Origin of the sequence: Rickettsia endosymbiont of Thecocarcelia acutangulata (assembly GCF_964263195.1) — a bacterium.
Classification (GTDB): domain Bacteria; phylum Pseudomonadota; class Alphaproteobacteria; order Rickettsiales; family Rickettsiaceae; genus Rickettsia; species Rickettsia felis.
Map to the genome: position 1 here is coordinate 1,125,046 of NZ_OZ181652.1, position 21,129 is coordinate 1,146,174.

The window sequence follows — 21,129 nt, forward strand, 5'->3', positions numbered from 1 at the left end:
TCGTCTTTCCTTTTTTCAAAAATTTAAATCGTGACAGATATAAATTCATCTAATCAGTATATTCCTTTTGCAAGGAAATATCGTCCTAGTAATTTTACCGAGCTTCAGGGGCAAGAGGTATTAGTCAAAGTTTTAAGCTATACTATTTTAAATGATAGGCTCACCGGAGGCTATCTTTTAACAGGTATTAGAGGGGTCGGCAAAACTACTTCCGCCCGAATTATTGCTAAAGCCGTAAATTGCTCTGCTTTAATTACTGAAAACACGACCATTAAAACATGTGAGCAGTGTACAAACTGCATTAGTTTTAACAACCATAATCACCCTGATATAATCGAAATTGACGCAGCAAGTAAAACTAGCGTAGATGATATACGTAGAATTATAGAATCCGCTGAATATAAACCTCTGCAAGGGAAGCATAAAATCTTCATTATCGATGAAGTGCATATGCTCTCTAAGGGAGCATTTAATGCACTTCTTAAGACTTTAGAAGAACCGCCGCCTCATATAATATTTATCTTTGCAACGACGGAAGTACAAAAGATACCTGCAACTATTATCTCAAGATGTCAACGTTATGATTTAAGGCGGTTGAGTTTTGAAGAGATTTTTAAGCTACTTGAATATATAAATAAGCAGGAAAATTTAAAAACCGATATAGAGGCCCTTAGAATTATAGCTCATAAATCTGAAGGGTCGGCACGTGATGCAGTATCTATTTTAGATCAAGCAGCTAGTATGTCTGCAAAATCCGATAATATAATTAGCCCTCAAGTAATTAATCAAATGCTTGGACTTGTTGATAGTTCGGTTATAATAGAATTTGTCGAATATATCATCCACAGAGAGACGGAAAAAGCTATAAATTTAATAAATAAGCTTTATAATTTTTCGGTTAATCTTGAGATTTTTATAGAATCGGTAGCAGATTTTATTGCGTATCTTAATAAAGTAAAAATGTTACCTAATTATAGTTTGCCGATATATGAATCGTTTAATGATAGAACTAAAAACCTACTAGATACAACCAATTTGCCGTATTTATCAATCTTATGGCAAATATATAATAAGGGAGTAGGAGAAATAAAAATTTCCTATAATCAACTAACAGAAACGGAAATGTTAGTTATAAAATCTATATATTCGACATCGCTACCCTTGCTTGCAGATTTTGACGGTAATAATCAAAATTTAAATCAACCAATTAATCCGGAAATAAAAAAAAAATTTGAAATTGTAGATTTTCTTGAATATCTATATAAAAATAATGAGATAGATATATATTACTTCCTGCTTAATAACACAGAACTTAAAAACCTCAGTGATAATAGATTAGAACTCGTAAGCCTTGAAGTTACAAGCAAAATAAAAAAACAAATAGAAGATTTGTTAGCTGCTTTTACTAAAGAAAAGCTTGAGATAGTAATTATAAAGGAACAGAGCAAGCAAACCTTAAAGAATCAGTTAATAGGTAAGATTGAAGTAAGTAATGATTTTGGTTTAATTAAAAAACATTTTCCTAATGTAACAATTTCAGATATATTACTTAAAAATTAAAGGATAGAATTATGGTAAATTTTAATCAGTTTTTAAAGCAAGCCCAATCAATGCAAAAGAAAATGCAAGAAGCTCAAGAGCAAATGGTAAATGCAAGATATACCGGTAAAGCCGGCGGCGGGCTCGTTGAGGTTATTGCAACAGGTAAAGGTGAAGTTGAAAAGATTACAATTGATGAATCTTTATTAAAAGCAGAAGAAAAAGAAATGCTTGAGGATTTAATTAAAGTTGCTTTTAACGATGCTAAACAAAAATGTGATGAAGATTCTCAAAATTCTTTATCAGGAGCTTTAAACGGTATGAGCTTACCGCCTGGTTTCAAAATGCCGTTTTAATACGGCGTTTATGGTTTAAAATCGTCATTGCGAGGAAAAACTGCAAATTTTGACGAAGCAATCTCAGGATGCTTGACAAGGTTGCCACGTCGCTTCGCTCCTTGCAATGACGGTTTGGGTGTCCATGCAACAAAACCCTCACAATCTCGCAATGACGATGAAGTCTAATAATTTGTAGAAGTCAAAATCAATAAATCCTTATCAATTCTGAAACCTTTAAAACGCTCAAGTAGCGACATACCGAGTAGTGAAATATCAAGGTCACCTAGACCTACATGTCCTTTGATGTTCTTAAATTCCGTACCGATTACTACACTATTTAAGGTTATAGGGGCAGCTTTATTTTCGCCGTTAGCCGTTAGATAAGTTCTAGTATATTTTAATTTAGTTAAGTCAAAGCCTAATTTTTGGGCGTCTTCTTTAGTTAAAGCTATATCGCTTGCACCAGTATCTACCATAAATTTTATTTTAACGTTATTTACAAAAGCATTGATATAAAAATGCCCGTCCCCACTACGAGCTATAATAATTTCTCCGACTTCAGTAGACCATTTATATGATGGAATTAAAGCAGACATTACCCTATGATAAGCATAGTTCAGCTCAAACCTAAAAGCATAACCGGTTATTATAACTAAAAAAATTGCTGCCCACATTGCTAATTGCAAACAAAATTTACGCATGTATGGACCTCCCTAATAATGCAAGAAAAAAATAACATTTAATAACTAAAAAGCAAATGCAGTCATGTATCCAACTTATAATTGATAAATTACCTTACTTGTATATTTACCGTATAGCCCTGATGGAATTCGTTTGCCTACAAACTTTTACTTATCACTTCGACGGCTTCTATAGAGCCTGTGCGTTAATCAGTTTTTTCGTAGGTTAAGGTTTGTCTTATTCACCATCAATATTATCTCTCACGCATATTTCGGATTGGAATTTTTACATATATTATTATCTAATTTATTCAGTTAATATTGGCAATTCAACAATATATTATTACCTTAATTAACTACAAACTTTAGTTTCGTTGTAATCATTGCCGGTACGTAATACTGCGAATACTATTCGTGCCAATTTATTTGCTACAGCAACGGTAGTTTTATTATGCCCGCATCGCTCCGATAAATTATACATCCACTGGGTAAATCTAGTAAAATCCTTTTTGTTTTTTTGTGCTTCAGTTGTAAACCTTAGCTTAGCATTTAATACCGCTCTTGCTCCTTGAATCAATAAAGTACGTAAATAAGTATCGCCTCTCTTGCTTATACTAAGTAACCTCTCTTTACCTCCACTCGAATGTTGTTTTGGCACTAAACCAAGCCATACTGATAATTGTCTACCATTATTAAAATATTTTGCATTACCTATTGAAGCTATCAATGCTGTAGCAGTAATTAAACCTATACCGGGTATAGATGTTAAACGTTTATATTGTTCTAACTCTGTTGCTAATATTTTTAATCGCTTTTCTAGCTCTATTATTTTTTTATCATTATCTATAAATTCTTCTTTTAACTCGATGAATGCTGTATAGCTTATTGGGCTTAAACCGCCACTATCTAAAACTTCTGTTAATTTAGCAGTAACTTTATTTATACCCTGAGGAATAGTAAAACCAAATTCATTTAGTAATCCTCTTATCTCATTGGCAAGTGCAGTACGATTTTTTACCAACCTTGCTCTTATCCTGTGAATCGACAAAATATCTCGTTGTCCTACACTTTTTATCGGTACATATCTCATATTCGGTCTTGTTACTGCTTCACAAATCGCTTCGCTATCTGCCTGATCGTTTTTATTAGTTTTAACATATGGTTTTACAAATTGTGGTGCTATTAGTTTAACCTCATGACCTAATTTTGTTATTTCTCTTGCCCAATAGTTAGCTCCGCCACAAGCCTCCATACCTACTAAACATTTTGGTAAGTTAGCTATATAACTCAACACCTGATCTCTCATCAATTTTTTCTTTAATATTGCTTTGCCATTTTTATCTAATCCATGAATTTGAAAAATTCTTTTTGCAATATCTATGCCAATTGTGGTAACTTCCATTTGGACCTCCTTGTTGTTGCCTAGGATTAATTTCCTATTCTAGAACAATAATACATTATTATTGATTCCGTATATAGGGAGGTCCATACCATTACTTCATTTTGGCTAATAGTACTGTAAATTATACTAAATAATATTAATAACGACGCACAAAAACTCCCTATATTTTGTGGCTCTTTGAAAAATTTTGGATAATGCTGATTGATTATTTGTATAACAAACCGGTTACAATTACGGTGCTGCAAATTATAAAAATAAGTTTTATAAGTTTTTTATTCATATAATATAATTTTTTTAATCTATATAATCAAACCAAAGTCCCAGCCCATTTTTAAGTGGAAAACTACCTTCTTGGTTCACTAGAATAATAATTCCAAGTTCTTCTGAGGGTATAAAACCAATAAAAGAATTAATACCGTTAATATAGCCTGAGTGAAAAATTAAATCCTTATTTGAGCGTCCTTTTACTTTAAGAATACGCCATCCAAGAGCGTAATATGACTCAATCATTTTTTGATCAATAGGCCAAATCGGTTGCCATTTAAATCCAAAAACATCTTTGTTTGATTTTACTATTTTATACATACGATCTAAAGTACTTTTAGAAATAAGATTCGGTTTATAACCAAAACTAAGTTTGAATATTTCAATCATTCCATCTATCGATGCAAAAATACCGGCAGATGCAGGTACCGTCTTTGGGTAGTAAGGCGGAAACGGCAGTAATGTTATTACCTCTTGTCCGTCTATTATTGCTTTAGAATGCGGATAAGCAAGTTGTATATTCGGCTCTAGCGGTAATATTTGTATATCTTGCGTTTTAAGCGTTGTACGCAAATTATCTATTGCAGCATTTAAACTTGATTTTTTACAATTTAAAGCTTCTTCAAGTAAACTGAAAACGATATTACTATATTTATAACATTGCCCTGGTTTACAACTAGCTTGTTGTTTTTGCAGCAGCATTAAAAGCTTTGAGCGACTCATTCCTTGCTCAATTTCAATATTTCCTGAGAATTGATAACCTGTGGTATGGCTTAAAATATTATTAAGACTAATAGTATTTTTTAAGTATGGTAATTTGAATTTTTCATCAAAATCTAAACTTCCTTGATCTACCATTAATGCAATTGCCGTTGCTGAAACAGCTTTTGAAACCGATGCTAATGGAAATAAAGTTTTATAGGTAATAGCCCCTTTATTACCTTTTTGATTTCCAAACGTTGTTTTATAAATAACTTCACCTTTGTATAAAATTGCAATTGCTCCTCCTTGTAATTCGTCTTTTTGCAATTCAAGCTTTTTAATAAAACTTTTTAGTTTTTGTGGTAATTCTACTCGTGTCTGTGCAAAAACTGTAGAACATAACAATAATGTTATTATACTAAAAAATAAGATAAGCTTTTTATTCATATGGCGATATTATGTTCATTTACATATATGATACTAAGAAATTAAATACGAGAAAATAATTTGTTATACACTTCATTCCGATTTCTTTTTCCAATAGCAAGTATAAGTACTATTATACGCTTATCATCTACTTCATACACTAGTCGGTAACCGACTGACCTCAACTTTATTTTATATAAGTTATTTCCACCGTTTACTGCATCTTTGGGTACGTGGGGTGATTTAAGTCTCTCTGATAACTTCTTTTTAAACTGCTCTTTTATTGTAGAACCTAACTTATCCCATTCTTTTCTGGCAATAGGAATAAATTCTAGACTATAAGTCATTTATATCAACCTTGATTGCTTCCTTTTTATCTTTTAATCTAGTTTTAGAAAGCTCTAATAAATAATTATCATCTAAAGCTTCAATGATTCTTGCATATAATTCAGCGGAAATTAAATAAGCAGTCGGTTTATTATGATTTAATAAGGCAACAGGCTCACCGCTTGCCTTATCTAATAATGCGGTAGGACTTTTTTTAAATTCAGAGATACTAACTGTTAGATTTGCATAAATATGTTCCATTATTAGACCTATAATTAATACTAAATTAAATACTAATTATAATTTGCAATTTTATATTTATCAAGAATATTACATTAAATCACCGATATTCTCTAAAAACAACCTAGCTCGATGCGATGCCGGTTTATTAAAAAACTCCTTAGCAGACTGATTTGTCAAAATCTGCCCTTGATCCATAAAAATAACACGATCCGCTATTAATTTTGCAAACTTCAAATGATGCGTGACTACTACCATACTCATTTGATCTTTTAATAAATTTATATTCTCTATAACATCTTTAATATTTTCGGGATCGAGTGCCGAAGTCGGCTCATCGAATAACAAAATTTCCGGTTTCATCATCAAGGCTCTTGCTATTGCGCTGCGTTGTTTCTGTCCTCCTGATAGACTTGCCGGATATGAGTCAAATTTTTGCGTTAGCTTAAATTTTGCAAGTAATTCCTTTGCCATAGAAATTGCTTGTTCCTTTGGCAAATTTAATACATTTACCGGTGTATAAATTAGGTTTTCTCCTACAGTTAAATGCGGAAAGAGATTAAAATTTTGAAAAACCATACCGACTTTTAAACGAAGCTTTCTTCTATCTTTAGATAATAGCTTCTTCCCGTCTACCAAAAAAGTACCGCTATTTGGTTCTTCTAAATTATTTAAAATTCTAAGCAGAGTAGTTTTTCCACTTCCCGAAGGTCCAATTATTACAGTAGTTTCTTTAGTAGTAAAATCTAAATCAATATTCTTAATTGCGTAATTTTTGCCGTAACGCTTACAAACTTTTTCTAAAATAATCATAAACTAAACCGTAAATTTATAACCGTCATAAAGCGGCTTAACATTATTTGGAAGCATTTTCGTAATCTCATGATAATCTATCGTATGTCTCATATTGGTTAATAATATCTGCTCAGGTTTATATTTTTCACGCCATTCTAGAACTTTATCAAGCCCTGCATGATTCGGATTTGATTTATAATCCATACAATCTAAAATCCATATTTTTATATCCTTTAAAAATTTTTCCGATTCAGGCGGAAAATTAATTACATCGGGCGAATAAACAAAATCACCTATACGTAAACCTAAACTATCTATAGGACCATGATGTTGTCTAAAAAATTGTACTTCAATAGTATTAATCTTAATTTTATCAAAAAAACTAACAGATTGAGTTGTGAACAACCGCCCAAGTTTAAATAACTTATTATCAAATAGATAATCAAATTTTGTATGGAGCTTTGCCGTACTATCATGATCTGTATAGATTTCAAATGGCTTACCTTGCATAAAAGTAAATACCCGTAAATCATCGATGCCGTTAACGTGATCGGAATGATAATGTGTTAATATAGCACAATCGAGCTTATTTATCTTTTCTCGTAATAGTTGATTTCTAATATCAAAACCGAAATCAACTAATATTTGATTATTTTCATCTTTAATATATATTGCCGATCTAGTTCTTTTATTGTACTTTGAATTCGATAAGCATATACTGCAATCGCACCCGATCACCGGTACGCCTATAGATGCTCCGCATCCAAGTATTGTTACTTGTAACATAAATATTTAAAATAATGTTTGAAGTTTTTTATAATTTTTGTGGCTTAAATCAAGAAATATTCTTATTTTTGAATAAAGTTACTAATATCGGATTTATACCTTATTTTTTAAAAATAATTTCGTTTTGTTTTAATATCGCTAATTTCGCCTTAATATATATTTTATACTGTATATATTTTTATATTCAATTAAAGAAAATTAAAAATTATAATGAACGGCAAAATAAATTTTGGCACAATTATAATAAATTAGTTGATATCGGTATAATATACGGGGTATTCGGTTTAATTTTTACCGCTCTTAAATTTTCAGTTAATTTTCCTCGCCCTTATTGCAGTCTTCCTGCGGATAGTTTCATGACCATAATAAATACTGCAAATGAAAGATGCTTTTCAAGCTTTCCAAGCAGCCACGCGGCTCTTAGCGTTTTGGTAACATATTTTATTTGGGACTATATTAAATTACCGTTAAAAATCTTAATGATTTGTGTTATCATACTCGTTTCTTTATCTCGTATAAGCCTTGCCATGCATTACCCAAGTGATATAATTTATGGCATTGCTATTGCATTTATAACAATAGTGATAGGTAAATTAATTTATCGAATCTTTGCAAATAATACAATAAGAAAGGTTGGAGATTTAATTCTTACTACATATAAAAAACTTGATTTTTAACCTTGAAAGTTTTTAATATAACTGCTACAATGTAGCTACATTATTAAAAGAAGAATTTTTATGTCTGCTGATTCTATTGTGCGAGCCCGTATTAACGAAGATGTAAAAGAAGAAGCAGCCTTAGTGCTTGCTGCTATGGGGCTTACTTTATCTGATGCTGTTCGTATGCTTTTATTTCGTGTTGCTCGTGAAAAAGCATTGCCGTTTGAACCGCTTATCCCAAATGATGAAACAATTAAAGCCATGAAAGCTGCAAGAAGCGGCAAATTAGTTCATGTTGGTAATATAAATAATTTTTTGTCCGATTTAAATGAGAACGATTAAACGTACTGCACAGTTTAAACGTGATTATAAGCGTGAAAAACGTAGAAAACACGGAATAAATTTGGACGATATTTTATTGAAAGCAGTTAAGTACTTGATTGCTGATACAACATTACCTGTAAATATGAGAGATCATGCTCTTATAGGTAATTGGAAAGATTGTAGAGATTGTCATATTAAACCGGATTTAGTACTAATTTATAGAAAACCCGATGCTGACACATTGGAATTAATACGATTAGGCTCACACAATGAACTTGGTTTTTAGTTATGTTTCTACAAAACCCATCCGATCATCCATAGTACTGGACTCGTCATTGCAAGTCAGCATTTATGCTGGCACGACAATCTCAGGAGTTTTTTTATATTATCTTATGAGATTGCCGCATCGTTGCTAACTCAACTCCTCGCAATGACAAGTCCGGTACTATGGGAATGACATCAAAAAATCAAACAAACATTATGCTACTATACCGAAAATACTTTATAAAAAATATCTTACCGCTGCTTATAGTCGTTACTTTTTCAGTGACTAGTATAGTATGGATAACGCAAATATTAAAACTTTTATACTTATTTGATAAAGGTATAAAAGTTATGGACTTCTTCAGTTTAATAGTTCTAGTACTTCCTACTTTATTATTTATTCTGTTACCGGTAATAACGGTTATTGCCGTGATCTATATCTATAATAATTTAAAAGTCGAGCGACAATTAATTATATTACAAGCTTCGGGAGTTAATAATGTACAGCTAGCATTGCCTGCTTTATATGTCGCATTAATAGTTATGCTACTTGCTTATTATATATCTTCTACCATCCTGCCGTTATCTCATATAAACTTAAAATCACGTTTAAACTTTATAAAGAATAATTATATCTCAAGTATGATTGAAGAGAAAACTTTTAATAAAGTAACGAAAGATATCACTGTTTTTATAGATAAAAAATCAGCAGGAAATATTATGAACGGCGTAATAATATTTGATAATCGCAACGCTGATAACCCATCAGTAGTATTTGCGGGTTCAGGTACTCTTAATATATATGATAATAGCCCGATTTTTGAACTTAATAAAGGCATAAGACAAGAATATGACGTAAACGGTAATTTAACTCAGTTAACTTTCGATTCTTTAATGATAAAACTACAAAATGATAATCCTTTAGTATCGCAAAGAACTAAACATAATAAAGAAGCAAACGAATATTATATAAGCGAATTACTTGCCCCTCCTCATGATTTAGCTATTACTAAAAAAATTAAATTAATTGCTGAAGCACATCAAAGAATAATTTGGCCTTTATATAATTTTGTATTACCTTTTTTAGCACTTGCGGTTTTTTTAAGATACCCTTATAACAAAAAAACAACTTTTATTCCGGTATTATTTTCAGCTTTGACAGTATTGTTTGTTACTTCAATCCATTTTATATTGCAAAATTTTTCTTCAAAGAATCTAGATTTTATTTTTGCTTGCTACTTTAATCTATTTATTACTTTAGCAATAGGATTATATTTATTTGTACATAAAAGAATATAAGAGTCTATCTATAAATCGATTGTTTTACTCAAAAGCTTATTTTATTCTATATTCCATGCTCCACGACTATTTTGAGTAAAACAATCAATTTTGTTTTCCTGCTTGGTAAATTTATTTATTTTAACTGTCAGTTCTTTTAAATTTTCCGGTAAATCGGTTATAATAACTATCCTTTTGAAAGCTTCTATATACTCTTTTTCTTGTAAAATTTTTCCTATATCTATGGGTGAGATAATGATAAGCACATTAGCATTATTAGGGTTTTGCAATTCATCGGTAATATAAATTGGTTGTTTTTCAGGCTGCGGATCCGTTTTACTTCCATGAGGTATAAATTGCTTACGTGAATAAGTCCAAAGGTTTTTATTGAGCGTTTCTTGCTGATCTGTATCTGCAGTTAATACCACACTCTTAAGATCAGAGTGATAACATTTTTCTATCAAAAGTAATATCGATTTTAGAAGTAATTCATCGCTTGTTTGATAAATACTAAATTGCTGCATAAAAATTTATATTATTTTTTATGAGAAGAATTAAGTGGTACGGATGAAGGGACTTGAACCCCCACGCCTTGCGGCACAAGAACCTAAATCTTGCATGTCTACCAGTTCCATCACATCCGCATATTGTAATATCATTGCTGCAAAATGGCGACCTTGTTGCATTGCTTCGATGTCCTTCCCTCTTTTAGCTAAGAATGACATTAATCAGTTAATATTTCCATCAAAAAATTATAATACACATCATATAGTTTTTGTAAATCGCTAATTTCGGTATATTCGTTTATTTTATGTGCCGTTTCGGATAATAAGCCAAATTCTACTAACGGACAATAATCTTTGACGAATCTTGCATCCGACGTACCCCCGCTTGTAGAAAATTCGGACTTTATTTTTAACACTCTCTCTACTATATCAGCAAAATCTTTTATCTTATCGTTAGGATTTTGAATAAAACTATCAGCAGAGCTACTATATTCTAGCTTAGAATTTACTTTATATTCTTTACAATGCTGTTTAATAATTTCTTCTACCTGTTTTGCTAAAGTTTCTGCATTATGTAAATTATTAAAACGTATATTGAAAGATGTTTCTGCACTCGCCGGAATTACGTTTGTAGTATTATTACCAACATCGATATTCGTCACTTCAAGATTTGAACTTTGAAAAAATTCCGTACCTTCATCAAGTCTTATATTTGTTAACTCATTCAATATTTTTATTAAGCAAGGCAATGGATTATTTGCTTTATAAGGATAAGCTACATGCCCGCTTAAGCCTTCTATATTTAATTTAAAGTTAACGCTTCCTCTTCTGCCGATCTTAATTGTATCGCCTATTTCTTTTTCGCAAGTAGGTTCACCGACAATAGCAAAATCTATCTTATGCCCTTGGCCATAAATATATTGCAGCATTTCTTTAGTACCGTATTTTGCTTTTCCCTCTTCATCACTAGTAAGTAAGAAACTAACAGAACCTTTAAAATTGGTATTATTTTTTATAAAATCTAAGCTAGCTTCTAGAAAGCATGCTATAGCCCCTTTCATATCAACTACGCCTCTGCCGTATATCTTCCACCTTTGTTCATGAGCCTTAAAGGGATCTGCATTATGCCAAAGCTCATAATGACCTGCCGGCACTACATCTACATGCCCAACAAAACAAATATTAGGCTCATTGCTACCGAAAACAGCATAAAGGTTAGTGACTTGCTCACTTTTAGAATCGCCAAATATTTTTATTTCTGTCTTAAAGCCGTGCTGTTTAAGCAAATCATCAATATACTCAATAGCTCCGTCACTCTCAGGAGTTACAGACTTAAAACCAATCAAATCTTTTAAGTAGTTAATGTACATAATATATCATATTTATATCTTCTTACACTTATTATACAAGTTTATAAAATTATAAAAACAACTTTTTATCTCACTAAAAAATAAATTATTGCTATGAATTTATATAGATTTTTGACTTTCTTAATGAATTTAAATAACTTATTATTATGAGCTTGTTATAACTAATATTAAAATCATGGGCATAAATAATCAATTAAGAGAATTAATTAAATCTGGTACTTTTGCCGGTATATTATTAATTATTGCTTTTACTTTAGCAATAATTGTCAGCAATAATATTTTCCTAGCAAAATATTATTCTTCTTTTATTTACAGTAAATTTTCTTTAACAATAGGGAATGTAAGTTTACAAACAACTTTTATAGAGTTGGTTAATGACGGTCTCATGACCTTCTTCTTTTTATTAATAGGTTTAGAGATGAAATTTCACCTAGTAGAAGGTGAATATAAAAATAACTAATATTACCTGCGGCGGCAGCCCTTGGAGGTGTGGTAGTTCCTGCCTTAATATACATGTTTTTTAATTATGATAAACCGGGATTAATAAAAGGATGGGCTATTCCTATAGCAACCGATACTGCTTTTGTCATTGGTATTTTATCTTTTTTCAGTCGACATATATCTTTAGAATTACGAGCTTTTATTATAGGTTTCTCATTAATTGACGATGCTTTTGCGTTAATTATAATAGCCTTGTTTTATACTAAAACAATCAATACTCCGGCATTATTAATTTCCTCTGTAATTATATTCATCTTGTTTATATTGAATTATCGACAAGTTAAACAATTATTTTATTATATAATTGTAGGTTTATTATTATGGATTAGTATGGTGGAGTCAGGTATTCACGGTACTTTATGCGGAGCTATTATAGCACTTTTTATACCTGTTAATATAAAAGGAGAATTTAACACTTCTTTTAAAAAACTTGAAAACTTAACTCGTCCTTTTGTAAATTACTTTATTTTACCGCTTTTTGTATTTATGAATTCCGGTATCCTTTTAGAATATTTTGTATTTAAAGGCACCTGTTCCAACTCAATACTTGCTTTAATTTATGGGATAATATTTGGTTTATTTGTAGGTAAGCAATTAGGTATTATGCTATTTTCATATCCATTTGTAAAATTTAAACTCTGTAATTTACCAAGTGATACCTCATGGTTAAAATTTTATTCTATATCTATACTTGGAGGAATTGGATTTACCCTAAGTTTATTTATAGGTAGTATTACGTTTGAGAGTAGTTGTCCTTCAAACTCTATGAGAGCTGCAGTAATAATAGGCTCTTTAATTTCTGCATTATTTGGCGTAGCCGTTCTAAAATATTGTACTAGCAAAGAGTAAAGCACCTAAGAAGCTCTACCTTGAGTAATAGACCCATTTTGTGACGGGCGTGAGGAGCGAAGTCTATAACTAATAGGCAAGCCAACGAACAACAAAGATATTGTCGCGTGGACCGATAAAACCCACGTGGTCCATAAAAATAATAAAAAATACTAATAATTTTAGTATTTTTAACTGGATCCCGTGGAAGGGCCACGGGATGACAGAGATAAAATTGATCTGCACAACAATGCTAACAACGAAGCACAAAGTGGGGATCAGTTTACTATACTCATTAAATAACGATGATAGGATTTTAATAACACATCATATTTTTGTTTGGAAAAAACAGGATATGGCACTATATAGATAGTATTAGAAGAAGGAATCGCTTTTTCAAGCTTATTTAGCATAAAAGGCATATTATAATTATGCTCTACTAAAATTATTGAAGTAAGATTATAAGTTACAATAAAATCAACCGCTTTCTTAATATTATCTTCTTCAGACATTATTTTATTCGGAGCAAGTATTACCTGCTGTTCTATAACATTACGTTCCTTTAACAAATTTTTTAATTGCTCTGTAGATTCTATACCGGTAATAAATAATATAGGTGCATAGCCTGCTTTAAGCAAAGCAATACCGGTTTCAATTTTATGTCCTCCTCCTGCAAATACTATTATTGCATTAGTGGATTACTATTGAGCTTATAAGAATTTATTAAATATAAATAATAACCAAGAGCACCAACCCAAAGAGCAAAAATTGCTAAAATTGTGAGTAAAAATTTTCTGATCATTTAAATATTTTATTAAATTCAGTTTGAATAATTTTATCAAATTCAGACATTTCAATATGAATTCCTAACTGATTTAAAGATGTTACTAAAGAATTTTCAAGTCCACAAGGAATAATCCCACTAAACTTACTTAAATCTGTTGAAATATTTATAGCTACACCGTGATATGTAACCCATTTTCTTACTCTAACACCTATTGCAGCAATTTTAGCAAATTCATCTTTTCTTACTTTTACCCAAATTCCTACTTTATCTTTAATAATATATGCTTTAATTCCAAAATAATTTAAGCTATTTATAATCCATTCTTCAAGCATTTTTATATATAGCTTTAAATCTTTGTGTCGATTTGGTGAAGCTAAATTAAGAATCGGATAAATAACACGCTGACCCGGTCCATGAAAAGTAAATTTACCGCCACGTCCTGTGTAAATTACCGGAATATCACCGTAATTTAATAATTCTTCTTGTTTATAATTAGTACCGGCTGTATATACTTCCGAATGTTCAACTAAATAAACAATTTCCGGCTCATTATCACTAATTACTTTGTTAACATAATCTTCTATTAATTTCAAAGTAACTCGATAATCCATAAGATTCGGTATAGTTATAAATTGTAGCATATTATAAATGTGTCATACCGCAAGCTTGTAGCGGTATCTATATATTAATTTTTTGTATACTGCTACAAGCTCGAGCTTGTTGCATAGCTCAACTTCACTCTTGTCATCCTAGCTAACTTGATCGCAGGATCCAGCTTAAAATACTAAATTATTAATATTTTTTATTGTTTTTATGGACCCCATGGTCAAGCGAACTAGGTGACATAGTGGGGTTTACCGAGCCATGCAACAACGCCTACAAGCTCGCAGTATGACATCAACTTTGTTGTATCATATTAATTACTTAACTCAGATTTATATTTCAATATTAACGCCTCTAAAATTGCTATGGTTTCAGCATCCAAATCGCCGGAAAAATTACTAGGACGAAAATGTATTTGAAACGAAATTATAACATCTTTCATTTTAGAATCTAAAATTCCTGTAGCTTCGAGTTTATAACCGTATGTAATAAATTTTTGCTGAATTGCTGCAATATCGGTTATGTCGATTTGCGGCAATAGATCGTTAAACACTTGCTCATCATACCAAGCTCCAATATCGTTATCATATAATAGTTTCCAAGGAAATAGAGGACCAGGGTCCTGTTTTCTACCTGGAGCAATGTCAGAATGCCCAACCACTCTAGTAGGTTTAATATCATATCTAGCGATAATCTGTTTACACAAACTTATGACACTATTAATTTGTTGCTTTGAATAAGGCAGCCAGGTTATATTACTGTTTTTTGCATTTATTTCAAAAGCAGGATTTACGATTTCAATACCAATTGATGTATCATTAATACGCTCATGACCTTGCCAGTAACTTACTCCAGCATGCCATGCTCTATCATGCTCTTCTACTAATTGAAATATATGTTCAGGGTTTTCATTGTTTATTAAATAATGGCTACTTAACTTTTCACCGGTTAGAAAATCTAAAGACTGCTTAAAATCACACTGTGTATAATGTAGCACTAGGAATTTAATACGTTTATCAAACCCCACAGCTCTATAAGATGTTTTATCAATTACTATCATAGTTTAAAGGATGTTAATCTTAGTTAAAAACGGCTTTGTTGCATGGCTCTTATATCATTCCTGCGTGGTATTGTTGTGTGGGCCTGTTTATCCGTCATTGCGAGCAGCCGTAGGCTGCATGGCAATCTCATGAAATAATAATAAACTCTTGAGATTGCTTCGTCAATTTACTATTGTAAATTTCCTCGCAATGACAACCTTCAGTATCTATACAACAATACCTACTCACAATGACGATTTGCTATCTATACAAAAATAGCTTCAAAGTATAACAAGAAAAATTTTGATGGTGCCGGATATCGGATTTGAACTGATGACCTACCGCTTACAAGGCGGTTGCTCTACCACTGAGCTAATCCGGCATATTAATATGATTATAAAGAAAAGTATATAATTTGGTAGGAAAAACGTTATTGCATGGACATAAAATCGTCATTGCGAGCGACTGAAAGGAGCGTGGCAATCTCAGAGCTTTGATACGAGATTGCTTCGTCAAAATTTTCAATTTTTCCTCGCAATGACGAAAATACACTATAAATTAAGCTTCTTTAGCTTCCTTTTTACTTGGTCTAGCTTTGCGGTTTTTTGCTTTAACTTCCATTTCCTTTTTAACTTTCTCAGGAAGAGTAACACCTGCTTGCTCAATAAATTTTGCGACTCGTTCAGTTGGTTTAGCACCGGTGCCAAGCCAATATTCTATACGATCTTTTTTTAAAACCACACGCTCACTATTATCTGAAGCAAGCATTGGATTATAAGTTCCGACTTTTTCTAAAAAGTCACCGTCACGAGGTGCTGTTGCGTTAGCTACTACTACACGGTAAAAAGGACGCTTTTTAGCACCGCCTCTAGCTAAACGAATTTTTACTGCCATATATTACTTACAATTATTTTATTTTTTCTTCTTTAAAAAGAACATGTTTTCTAACTACTTTATCATACTTACGAAAAGAAAGCTTCTCGGTTTGGGTTTTCGGATTACGTTTTTTTACCCAAAAAACACCTGTGCCGGCAGTACTTACTAGCCTTACCAAAACATTTTTATTTTTCTTTGCCATTAGCTGACACCTTAAATCAAGATATTATTTTATTCTTACTCAAGAAAAGCAGAATAAAACGAAATTGAAAAATAGTCAAGTAAAATACTCTATATAGAGAATAATATATACTCCAATAATAGTAACGAAGTTTAATTTGGAAAAGAGCAAGGAGTTCACAAGGCGAGGAACGCAGCGTATACTTAATACGTGAGTACCGTAGCTCTTGTAGAACGACGACGCCAATTTTTCAAATTAAACGAGTTACCGTCCAAACAAGCGTTCTATATCCTTAAGCTTCAACTCAATATAAGTAGGTCTGCCGTGATTACATTGACCTGAAAACGGCGTATTTTCCATTTGACGCAGTAAGGCATTCATTTCATCTGCCGATAATTTTCGTCCTGCTCTAATAGAGTAATGACAGGCATAAGTTTCCGTCACATGCTCTATTAACTCCGTCAAAGCTATATTCTCACCGAAATCCGATAAATGATCAGCGAGATCCTGAATTAACTTTTGTACGTTTACATCTCCAAGGATATTTGGAATTTCAGTCACTATAATAGATTTCTCACCGAATTTTTCTATAGTTAAACCAAGTTTATATAGTTTTTCTCTATTTTCATATAAACAATCTGCTTTTCTTTCATTTGGCAGTTCTACTATCTCAGGAATAAGCAAACGTTGTTTTATTAACTCTTCCGTTTTAAGGTAATCTTTTACTTTTTCATATCCTAAACGTTCATGTGCTGCATGCTGGTCGGTAATTACTATACTATCTTCGGTTTGTGAAATAATATAAGTAGTATGAAGTTGTGCTTTAGCTGCCCCAAGTTTATATTGTTTATGGACTTGCTGCTCATGTTCTATACGTCTTTCTACTTCTTGTTCTATTTTAGCGTGCGGTAATGTATCGATTAGTTTTTGACAAGCAGTATTTGGCGTAGGTTTAAAACTAGGCGACATAGCAGGTCTATAATCTGCCGGTTTACTATTCACGCTTACAGCTTTACTTACTGACGGTTGTTTGTTAACTAAAGGATTTTTAAATAACTGAAGAGCATCAGAGGCGATAGTAGTAGAAGTAACATGGCTTTTATTCGTTAAAGCATTTTTAATTGCTTCTATTAATAAGTTTCGTACATAATTCGGGTCATGAAACCTAACCTCTGCTTTTGCCGGATGTACGTTAACGTCAACAAGTTGCGGATCAATTTGTAAGAATATAGCACATAGCGGATAACGATCACGAGCTAAATAATCCTGATATGCTACCCTTAAAGCTACTTGTAGCAACTTATCTTTTACCGGTCTATTATTGATAAATAAAAACTGATCTTCACTTGAAGCTCTATTATATGTCGGGATACTAGTATAACCGCAAATAGAGAAATCAGGAGTTTTGAAATCTATATAAGCGGCATTTTTTATAAAATCATCACCTATTACATCAATTATACGCTGTTTTAGGTTAGTTTCTGCATCTTTATTTTGTCCTTTAAACTTTAGCAGATTTCTATCATCATGCGTTAAGCTAAAAGAAATTTCAGGATGTGCTAGAGCGATTTTCTTAACCACATCTACAGTTGCTGCAAGTTCAGTCTTGTCGGCTCTTAGAAATTTTAAGCGAGCAGGTGTTGCAAAAAATAAATCACGTATCTCTATTTTAGTACCTTCATTATGGACAGAAACAGTAACTTGTTTTTCATTGCCGCCGATTAACTTAATCTGAAATGCTTTGTCAGCCCCTTGTTTCTTAGAAGTAATTAGCATTTTGCTAATGGCAGCAATAGACGGCAGTGCTTCACCTCTAAAACCGAAAGTATGAATATTTAGGAAATCGCTTTCATCAAGCTTAGAAGTTGTGTGACGTTCAACGGCAATTTCTAATTCCTTATCAGTCATACCGATACCGTCATCGGAAATAATGATTAGATTTTTACCGGCACGCTCTAAGATAATATCTATTTTAGTACTACCGGCATCTACGGCATTTTCAACTAATTCCTTTACTACCGATGCGGGTCTTTCTATAACCTCACCGGCAGCAATTCGGTTTATAGTACTTTCTGAAAGAAATTTGATAGTCATTTTGTTACTAATTTAAATTTCTTACTACAATATGGGCAGATAACTTCCTTTTTTTCTTTATCTATCTCTAAATAAACTTTTGGATGGTCATATGGAGGTTCTTTGCCCTGGCAAGATACAGATACATCAACGCTATTAACAATTTCCATAAATTATACTCTAATTAAAATGAAGAGTAGACGAAGTTTAATTTGGAAAAGAGCTAGGAGTTCACAAGGCGAGGAATAGAGCATATATTAATATGTGAGTACCGTAGCCCTTGTAGAACGACAACGCCAATTTTTCAAATTAAACGAGTATATACATTATTTCTTTAAGTAAATCTAATATAAGTTACTTTTAAATAAAAGACAAATAATAATTGATTAACTATGTCATGCCGTGGCTTGTACCAGCTAAATCGTCATTGCGAGCAGCCGTAGGCTGCGTGGCAATCTCATGAAATAATAACAAAACTCCTGAGATTGCGGACGTACAATTGCTATGCAATTTCCTCACAATGACAGTTTAGCTTACAAGTCACGGAATGACAACAAAAGGAGGTAAAAATGAAAGACAAAGTAGCAGTTATTACAGGTTCTACTAGCGGTATCGGGCTTGAGATAGCAAAACATTTTGCAAAACTTAAGTCTAAAATAGTTATTAACGGTTTTGCAAAAGAGACGGAAGTAGCCAGAATTTTAGCAGAATTGAAAGAGCTTGGTGCAAGTAGCGTATTTTATCAAGGAATAAATTTTGCAGAACCTGAAGAAATACATTCTATGTTTGAGAGAATAATAAAAGAATTCGGTAAAATAGACATATTAGTAAATAATGCCGGGATTCAGCATGTTGCTCCTATCGATGAATTTCCTGAAGATAAATGGGAGCAAATTTTGCGTATAGATTTAATAGCCTCTTTTTATACTACAAAATATGCAATACCTATTATGAAAAAAACGGCTTCGGGCGAATTGTTAACATCGCTTCCGCTCACGTATATGTTGCATCACCTTTTAAGTCGGCATATGTAGAAGCAAAGCATGGTATCCTTGGGCTTACCAAAACCGTTGCTTTAGAAGTGGCTGAGAATAATATTACAGTTAATGCTATCTGTCCCGGTTACGTCAACACACCGCTCGTGCAGAATCAAATAGCAGATACTGCTAAAGCTAGACATATCAGTGAAGAATCAGCACTCCGGGATGTAATCCTTAAATCTCAAGCTACGAAAAAATTTGTAGAAGCTGATGAAATAGCAAATTTAGTAATATTCTTATGTGATGAAAAAGCATCATCAATAACAGGTAGTGGACTCTTGATAGATGGCGGCTGGACGGCACAGTAGTTATTAATTCTTAATATTTGTTAGTTATTGAGAAATAACTAACAATAAAAACTTCTTGCAAAAATTTAATTTACTCCTTTACACTTGAAATAAATCAAAATTTATTCAAGGAGGAATTTATGCCAGAAAAAAAAACATCTACATTTTCAAACTGAAGAAATTGAATTAAATAGAGTAAAAAATGCCAAATTAATTCATTTTAAAGATGAACTGGGTAGACCTTATAGATGGGCAGTTAGTTATAGGAGAAGTTGAAGAAGTAAAAGAAAAAGAATTTTCTAGACCCGTAGAAGTTGAGGTAAAGCGTAATTTGGGTAAGTTTAAAAAAGCTCTGGCCTATCTTGGAATTATTAAAAATACTAAAAAAGTTATTAAAGAAGAAAAATATACGGAAAAAGTAGTAAGCAAAAAAGAGAAAATTATAGGTACTTATGAATTAGGAAAGTTTACTAATGATAAGAATTCCATAGAGAATTTTTTAAACAACTTAGATTTCCATGAAGAAAAACTTTACGTATATGATCTTAGCGGTACAAAAATTGGGGAGGTAGGTGATTTTGGAAAAGTAGTATTAGATGAGAATATTAAGCTTGATGAAACTATTCTTCAAAAAAATGGAAAAGTATTTGCTATTGAAAAAAATGGTAAATTCTTAGATTTAGAAGGCAAAGCTTTACAAAATCAAAATCAGTTTATACAAAAAAGTAGTGGAGTTTATCATTTAAGTACTGCTACAGACATAAAATATTTTGATAAAGATGAAGATATTAAGACTTCAAGAGGTGTTACGAATCTTAACACAAAGCCCGTAAAAAGTGCTCTTAAAGGTAGCAGAGAAGCTGCAAAAATAGGAGAAAAACTACGAAAACAACAAGAAGACCAAAAATTTGCAGGAATTAAAAAGCCAAAAGGTGCTAAACTTACAAAAGTAGGAATTCCGGTAGTTCCCACTAGATAGATAACTAGGTTATGTACTTGACCATTATAACGTA

23 protein-coding genes, 2 tRNA genes and 4 pseudogenes are annotated in these 21,129 nt (G+C 31.9%); 10 read left to right on the top strand and 19 right to left on the bottom strand.

From position 1 onward, the window contains the following. Positions 1–30 precede the first annotated feature (30 nt). Both dnaX and ACE38Q_RS06105 read left to right on the top strand, forming a co-directional pair. A complete protein-coding gene (dnaX, locus tag ACE38Q_RS06100) occupies positions 31–1,560 on the top strand; it encodes a DNA polymerase III subunit gamma/tau (RefSeq protein ID WP_500190503.1) in 1,530 nt (509 codons plus the stop codon). A gap of 11 nt (positions 1,561–1,571) precedes the next feature. Further along, entirely contained in the window at positions 1,572–1,895 is a 324-nt protein-coding gene (locus tag ACE38Q_RS06105) for a YbaB/EbfC family nucleoid-associated protein (RefSeq protein ID WP_500190505.1), read from the top strand. Positions 1,896–2,059: 164 nt separating this feature from the next. Here ACE38Q_RS06105 and ACE38Q_RS06110 read toward each other — a convergent pair. From ACE38Q_RS06110 to ACE38Q_RS06145, 8 genes and pseudogenes are all read right to left on the bottom strand, one after another. Then, a pseudogene (locus tag ACE38Q_RS06110) lies at positions 2,060–2,578 on the bottom strand (aspartic protease APRc); the annotation flags it as partial. A gap of 331 nt (positions 2,579–2,909) precedes the next feature. After that, a complete protein-coding gene (locus ACE38Q_RS06115; protein ID WP_500190506.1) occupies positions 2,910–3,959 on the bottom strand; it encodes an IS110 family RNA-guided transposase in 1,050 nt (349 codons plus the stop codon). 92 nt (positions 3,960–4,051) lie between these two features. Further along, positions 4,052–4,239 (bottom strand): annotated as a pseudogene (locus ACE38Q_RS06120) (TIGR02281 family clan AA aspartic protease); the annotation flags it as partial. A gap of 14 nt (positions 4,240–4,253) precedes the next feature. Continuing rightward, a complete protein-coding gene (locus ACE38Q_RS06125) occupies positions 4,254–5,372 on the bottom strand; it encodes a serine hydrolase domain-containing protein (RefSeq protein ID WP_500190509.1) in 1,119 nt (372 codons plus the stop codon). Positions 5,373–5,413: 41 nt separating this feature from the next. Further along, a complete protein-coding gene (locus tag ACE38Q_RS06130; RefSeq protein ID WP_500190511.1) occupies positions 5,414–5,698 on the bottom strand; it encodes a type II toxin-antitoxin system RelE family toxin in 285 nt (94 codons plus the stop codon). Then, a complete protein-coding gene (locus tag ACE38Q_RS06135; RefSeq protein WP_202069499.1) occupies positions 5,688–5,939 on the bottom strand; it encodes a type II toxin-antitoxin system Phd/YefM family antitoxin in 252 nt (83 codons plus the stop codon). The genes ACE38Q_RS06130 and ACE38Q_RS06135 overlap by 11 nt, the downstream gene beginning before the upstream one ends. 69 nt (positions 5,940–6,008) lie before the next feature. Then, entirely contained in the window at positions 6,009–6,731 is a 723-nt protein-coding gene (locus tag ACE38Q_RS06140) for an amino acid ABC transporter ATP-binding protein (protein WP_500190514.1), read from the bottom strand. Positions 6,732–6,734: 3 nt separating this feature from the next. Next, complete coding sequence (locus ACE38Q_RS06145) at positions 6,735–7,499, bottom strand: MBL fold metallo-hydrolase (RefSeq protein ID WP_500190516.1); 765 nt, start codon at positions 7,497–7,499, stop codon at positions 6,735–6,737. Between the two features lie 14 nt (positions 7,500–7,513). Between ACE38Q_RS06145 and ACE38Q_RS06150 the strand changes: the two genes are divergently transcribed. The 4 genes from ACE38Q_RS06150 to ACE38Q_RS06165 all read left to right on the top strand — a co-directional run bounded on the left by ACE38Q_RS06150 (position 7,514) and on the right by ACE38Q_RS06165 (position 10,045). Further along, positions 7,514–8,176, top strand: coding sequence for a phosphatase PAP2 family protein (locus ACE38Q_RS06150; protein ID WP_500190518.1), 663 nt, complete (start codon positions 7,514–7,516; stop codon positions 8,174–8,176). Between the two features lie 60 nt (positions 8,177–8,236). Next, on the top strand, positions 8,237–8,500 hold the full coding sequence (locus ACE38Q_RS06155) for a type II toxin-antitoxin system RelB/DinJ family antitoxin (RefSeq protein WP_041078435.1): 264 nt from the start codon (positions 8,237–8,239) through the stop codon (positions 8,498–8,500). Then, a complete protein-coding gene (locus ACE38Q_RS06160; RefSeq protein WP_500190520.1) occupies positions 8,487–8,768 on the top strand; it encodes a type II toxin-antitoxin system YafQ family toxin in 282 nt (93 codons plus the stop codon). Before ACE38Q_RS06155 ends, ACE38Q_RS06160 begins: the two co-directional genes overlap by 14 nt. 194 nt (positions 8,769–8,962) lie before the next feature. Next, positions 8,963–10,045, top strand: a complete 1,083-nt coding sequence (locus ACE38Q_RS06165; RefSeq protein WP_500191352.1) for an LptF/LptG family permease — start codon at positions 8,963–8,965, stop codon at positions 10,043–10,045. Between the two features lie 41 nt (positions 10,046–10,086). On the opposite strand, the gene ACE38Q_RS06170 is transcribed toward ACE38Q_RS06165, so the two are convergent. From ACE38Q_RS06170 to dapE, 3 genes are all read right to left on the bottom strand, one after another. Further along, positions 10,087–10,548, bottom strand: coding sequence for a DNA polymerase III subunit chi (locus tag ACE38Q_RS06170; protein ID WP_500190522.1), 462 nt, complete (start codon positions 10,546–10,548; stop codon positions 10,087–10,089). Between the two features lie 35 nt (positions 10,549–10,583). After that, positions 10,584–10,668 (bottom strand) — tRNA-Leu (locus tag ACE38Q_RS06175). Between the two features lie 80 nt (positions 10,669–10,748). Next, positions 10,749–11,900: a succinyl-diaminopimelate desuccinylase gene (gene dapE, locus ACE38Q_RS06180; protein ID WP_500190524.1), complete on the bottom strand. Its 1,152-nt coding sequence runs from the start codon at positions 11,898–11,900 to the stop codon at positions 10,749–10,751. 175 nt (positions 11,901–12,075) lie between these two features. Between dapE and ACE38Q_RS06185 the strand changes: the two genes are divergently transcribed. Further along, positions 12,076–12,360: a Na+/H+ antiporter NhaA gene (locus tag ACE38Q_RS06185; protein WP_500190526.1), complete on the top strand. Its 285-nt coding sequence runs from the start codon at positions 12,076–12,078 to the stop codon at positions 12,358–12,360. 53 nt (positions 12,361–12,413) lie between these two features. Beyond that, positions 12,414–13,250: a Na+/H+ antiporter NhaA gene (locus tag ACE38Q_RS06190; RefSeq protein WP_500191356.1), complete on the top strand. Its 837-nt coding sequence runs from the start codon at positions 12,414–12,416 to the stop codon at positions 13,248–13,250. A 257-nt stretch (positions 13,251–13,507) separates the two neighbouring features. Here ACE38Q_RS06190 and ACE38Q_RS06195 read toward each other — a convergent pair. The 8 genes and pseudogenes from ACE38Q_RS06195 to ACE38Q_RS06230 all read right to left on the bottom strand — a co-directional run bounded on the left by ACE38Q_RS06195 (position 13,508) and on the right by ACE38Q_RS06230 (position 18,959). Beyond that, positions 13,508–14,031: pseudogene (locus tag ACE38Q_RS06195) on the bottom strand (YdcF family protein). Further along, positions 14,028–14,657: a lipoyl(octanoyl) transferase LipB gene (gene lipB / locus ACE38Q_RS06200; protein WP_500190528.1), complete on the bottom strand. Its 630-nt coding sequence runs from the start codon at positions 14,655–14,657 to the stop codon at positions 14,028–14,030. The pseudogene ACE38Q_RS06195 and the gene lipB overlap by 4 nt, the downstream one beginning before the upstream one ends. Before the next feature lie 275 nt (positions 14,658–14,932). Continuing rightward, positions 14,933–15,679, bottom strand: a complete 747-nt coding sequence (locus ACE38Q_RS06205) for an N-acetylmuramoyl-L-alanine amidase (RefSeq protein ID WP_500190530.1) — start codon at positions 15,677–15,679, stop codon at positions 14,933–14,935. A gap of 287 nt (positions 15,680–15,966) precedes the next feature. Further along, positions 15,967–16,041: transfer RNA gene (locus ACE38Q_RS06210), tRNA-Thr, on the bottom strand. A 176-nt stretch (positions 16,042–16,217) separates the two neighbouring features. Continuing rightward, positions 16,218–16,553, bottom strand: coding sequence for a 30S ribosomal protein S16 (gene rpsP / locus ACE38Q_RS06215; RefSeq protein ID WP_040256643.1), 336 nt, complete (start codon positions 16,551–16,553; stop codon positions 16,218–16,220). 13 nt (positions 16,554–16,566) lie between these two features. Next, positions 16,567–16,737: a 50S ribosomal protein L33 gene (gene rpmG, locus ACE38Q_RS06220; RefSeq protein WP_004997072.1), complete on the bottom strand. Its 171-nt coding sequence runs from the start codon at positions 16,735–16,737 to the stop codon at positions 16,567–16,569. A gap of 243 nt (positions 16,738–16,980) precedes the next feature. Continuing rightward, positions 16,981–18,810: a DNA mismatch repair endonuclease MutL gene (gene mutL, locus ACE38Q_RS06225; protein ID WP_500190533.1), complete on the bottom strand. Its 1,830-nt coding sequence runs from the start codon at positions 18,808–18,810 to the stop codon at positions 16,981–16,983. Beyond that, positions 18,807–18,959 (bottom strand): zinc-finger domain-containing protein, encoded by a 153-nt coding sequence (locus ACE38Q_RS06230; RefSeq protein ID WP_082022283.1) that lies wholly within the window; start codon positions 18,957–18,959, stop codon positions 18,807–18,809. The genes mutL and ACE38Q_RS06230 overlap by 4 nt, the downstream gene beginning before the upstream one ends. A gap of 399 nt (positions 18,960–19,358) precedes the next feature. Here ACE38Q_RS06230 and ACE38Q_RS06235 point away from each other — a divergent pair. Together ACE38Q_RS06235 and ACE38Q_RS06240 are read left to right on the top strand one after the other, a co-directional pair. Beyond that, positions 19,359–20,137, top strand: a pseudogene (locus ACE38Q_RS06235) (3-hydroxybutyrate dehydrogenase). Positions 20,138–20,342: 205 nt separating this feature from the next. Then, positions 20,343–21,095, top strand: a complete 753-nt coding sequence (locus ACE38Q_RS06240; RefSeq protein ID WP_500190536.1) for a hypothetical protein — start codon at positions 20,343–20,345, stop codon at positions 21,093–21,095. The last annotated feature ends 34 nt before the right edge of the window (positions 21,096–21,129 follow it).

Coding starts and splice junctions, on each gene's coding strand:
- ACE38Q_RS06105 (WP_500190505.1), top strand. CDS start 1,572: ATGGTAAATTTTAATCAGTTTTTAAAGCAAGCCCAATCAATGCAAAAG.
- ACE38Q_RS06115 (WP_500190506.1), bottom strand. CDS start 3,959: ATGGAAGTTACCACAATTGGCATAGATATTGCAAAAAGAATTTTTCAA.
- ACE38Q_RS06125 (WP_500190509.1), bottom strand. CDS start 5,372: ATGAATAAAAAGCTTATCTTATTTTTTAGTATAATAACATTATTGTTA.
- ACE38Q_RS06130 (WP_500190511.1), bottom strand. CDS start 5,698: ATGACTTATAGTCTAGAATTTATTCCTATTGCCAGAAAAGAATGGGAT.
- ACE38Q_RS06135 (WP_202069499.1), bottom strand. CDS start 5,939: ATGGAACATATTTATGCAAATCTAACAGTTAGTATCTCTGAATTTAAA.
- ACE38Q_RS06140 (WP_500190514.1), bottom strand. CDS start 6,731: ATGATTATTTTAGAAAAAGTTTGTAAGCGTTACGGCAAAAATTACGCA.
- ACE38Q_RS06145 (WP_500190516.1), bottom strand. CDS start 7,499: ATGTTACAAGTAACAATACTTGGATGCGGAGCATCTATAGGCGTACCG.
- ACE38Q_RS06150 (WP_500190518.1), top strand. CDS start 7,514: ATGTTTGAAGTTTTTTATAATTTTTGTGGCTTAAATCAAGAAATATTC.
- ACE38Q_RS06155 (WP_041078435.1), top strand. CDS start 8,237: ATGTCTGCTGATTCTATTGTGCGAGCCCGTATTAACGAAGATGTAAAA.
- ACE38Q_RS06160 (WP_500190520.1), top strand. CDS start 8,487: ATGAGAACGATTAAACGTACTGCACAGTTTAAACGTGATTATAAGCGT.
- ACE38Q_RS06165 (WP_500191352.1), top strand. CDS start 8,963: ATGCTACTATACCGAAAATACTTTATAAAAAATATCTTACCGCTGCTT.
- ACE38Q_RS06170 (WP_500190522.1), bottom strand. CDS start 10,548: ATGCAGCAATTTAGTATTTATCAAACAAGCGATGAATTACTTCTAAAA.
- dapE (WP_500190524.1), bottom strand. CDS start 11,900: ATGTACATTAACTACTTAAAAGATTTGATTGGTTTTAAGTCTGTAACT.
- ACE38Q_RS06185 (WP_500190526.1), top strand. CDS start 12,076: ATGGGCATAAATAATCAATTAAGAGAATTAATTAAATCTGGTACTTTT.
- ACE38Q_RS06190 (WP_500191356.1), top strand. CDS start 12,414: ATGTTTTTTAATTATGATAAACCGGGATTAATAAAAGGATGGGCTATT.
- lipB (WP_500190528.1), bottom strand. CDS start 14,657: ATGCTACAATTTATAACTATACCGAATCTTATGGATTATCGAGTTACT.
- ACE38Q_RS06205 (WP_500190530.1), bottom strand. CDS start 15,679: ATGATAGTAATTGATAAAACATCTTATAGAGCTGTGGGGTTTGATAAA.
- rpsP (WP_040256643.1), bottom strand. CDS start 16,553: ATGGCAGTAAAAATTCGTTTAGCTAGAGGCGGTGCTAAAAAGCGTCCT.
- rpmG (WP_004997072.1), bottom strand. CDS start 16,737: ATGGCAAAGAAAAATAAAAATGTTTTGGTAAGGCTAGTAAGTACTGCC.
- mutL (WP_500190533.1), bottom strand. CDS start 18,810: ATGACTATCAAATTTCTTTCAGAAAGTACTATAAACCGAATTGCTGCC.
- ACE38Q_RS06230 (WP_082022283.1), bottom strand. CDS start 18,959: ATGGAAATTGTTAATAGCGTTGATGTATCTGTATCTTGCCAGGGCAAA.
- ACE38Q_RS06240 (WP_500190536.1), top strand. CDS start 20,343: ATGAACTGGGTAGACCTTATAGATGGGCAGTTAGTTATAGGAGAAGTT.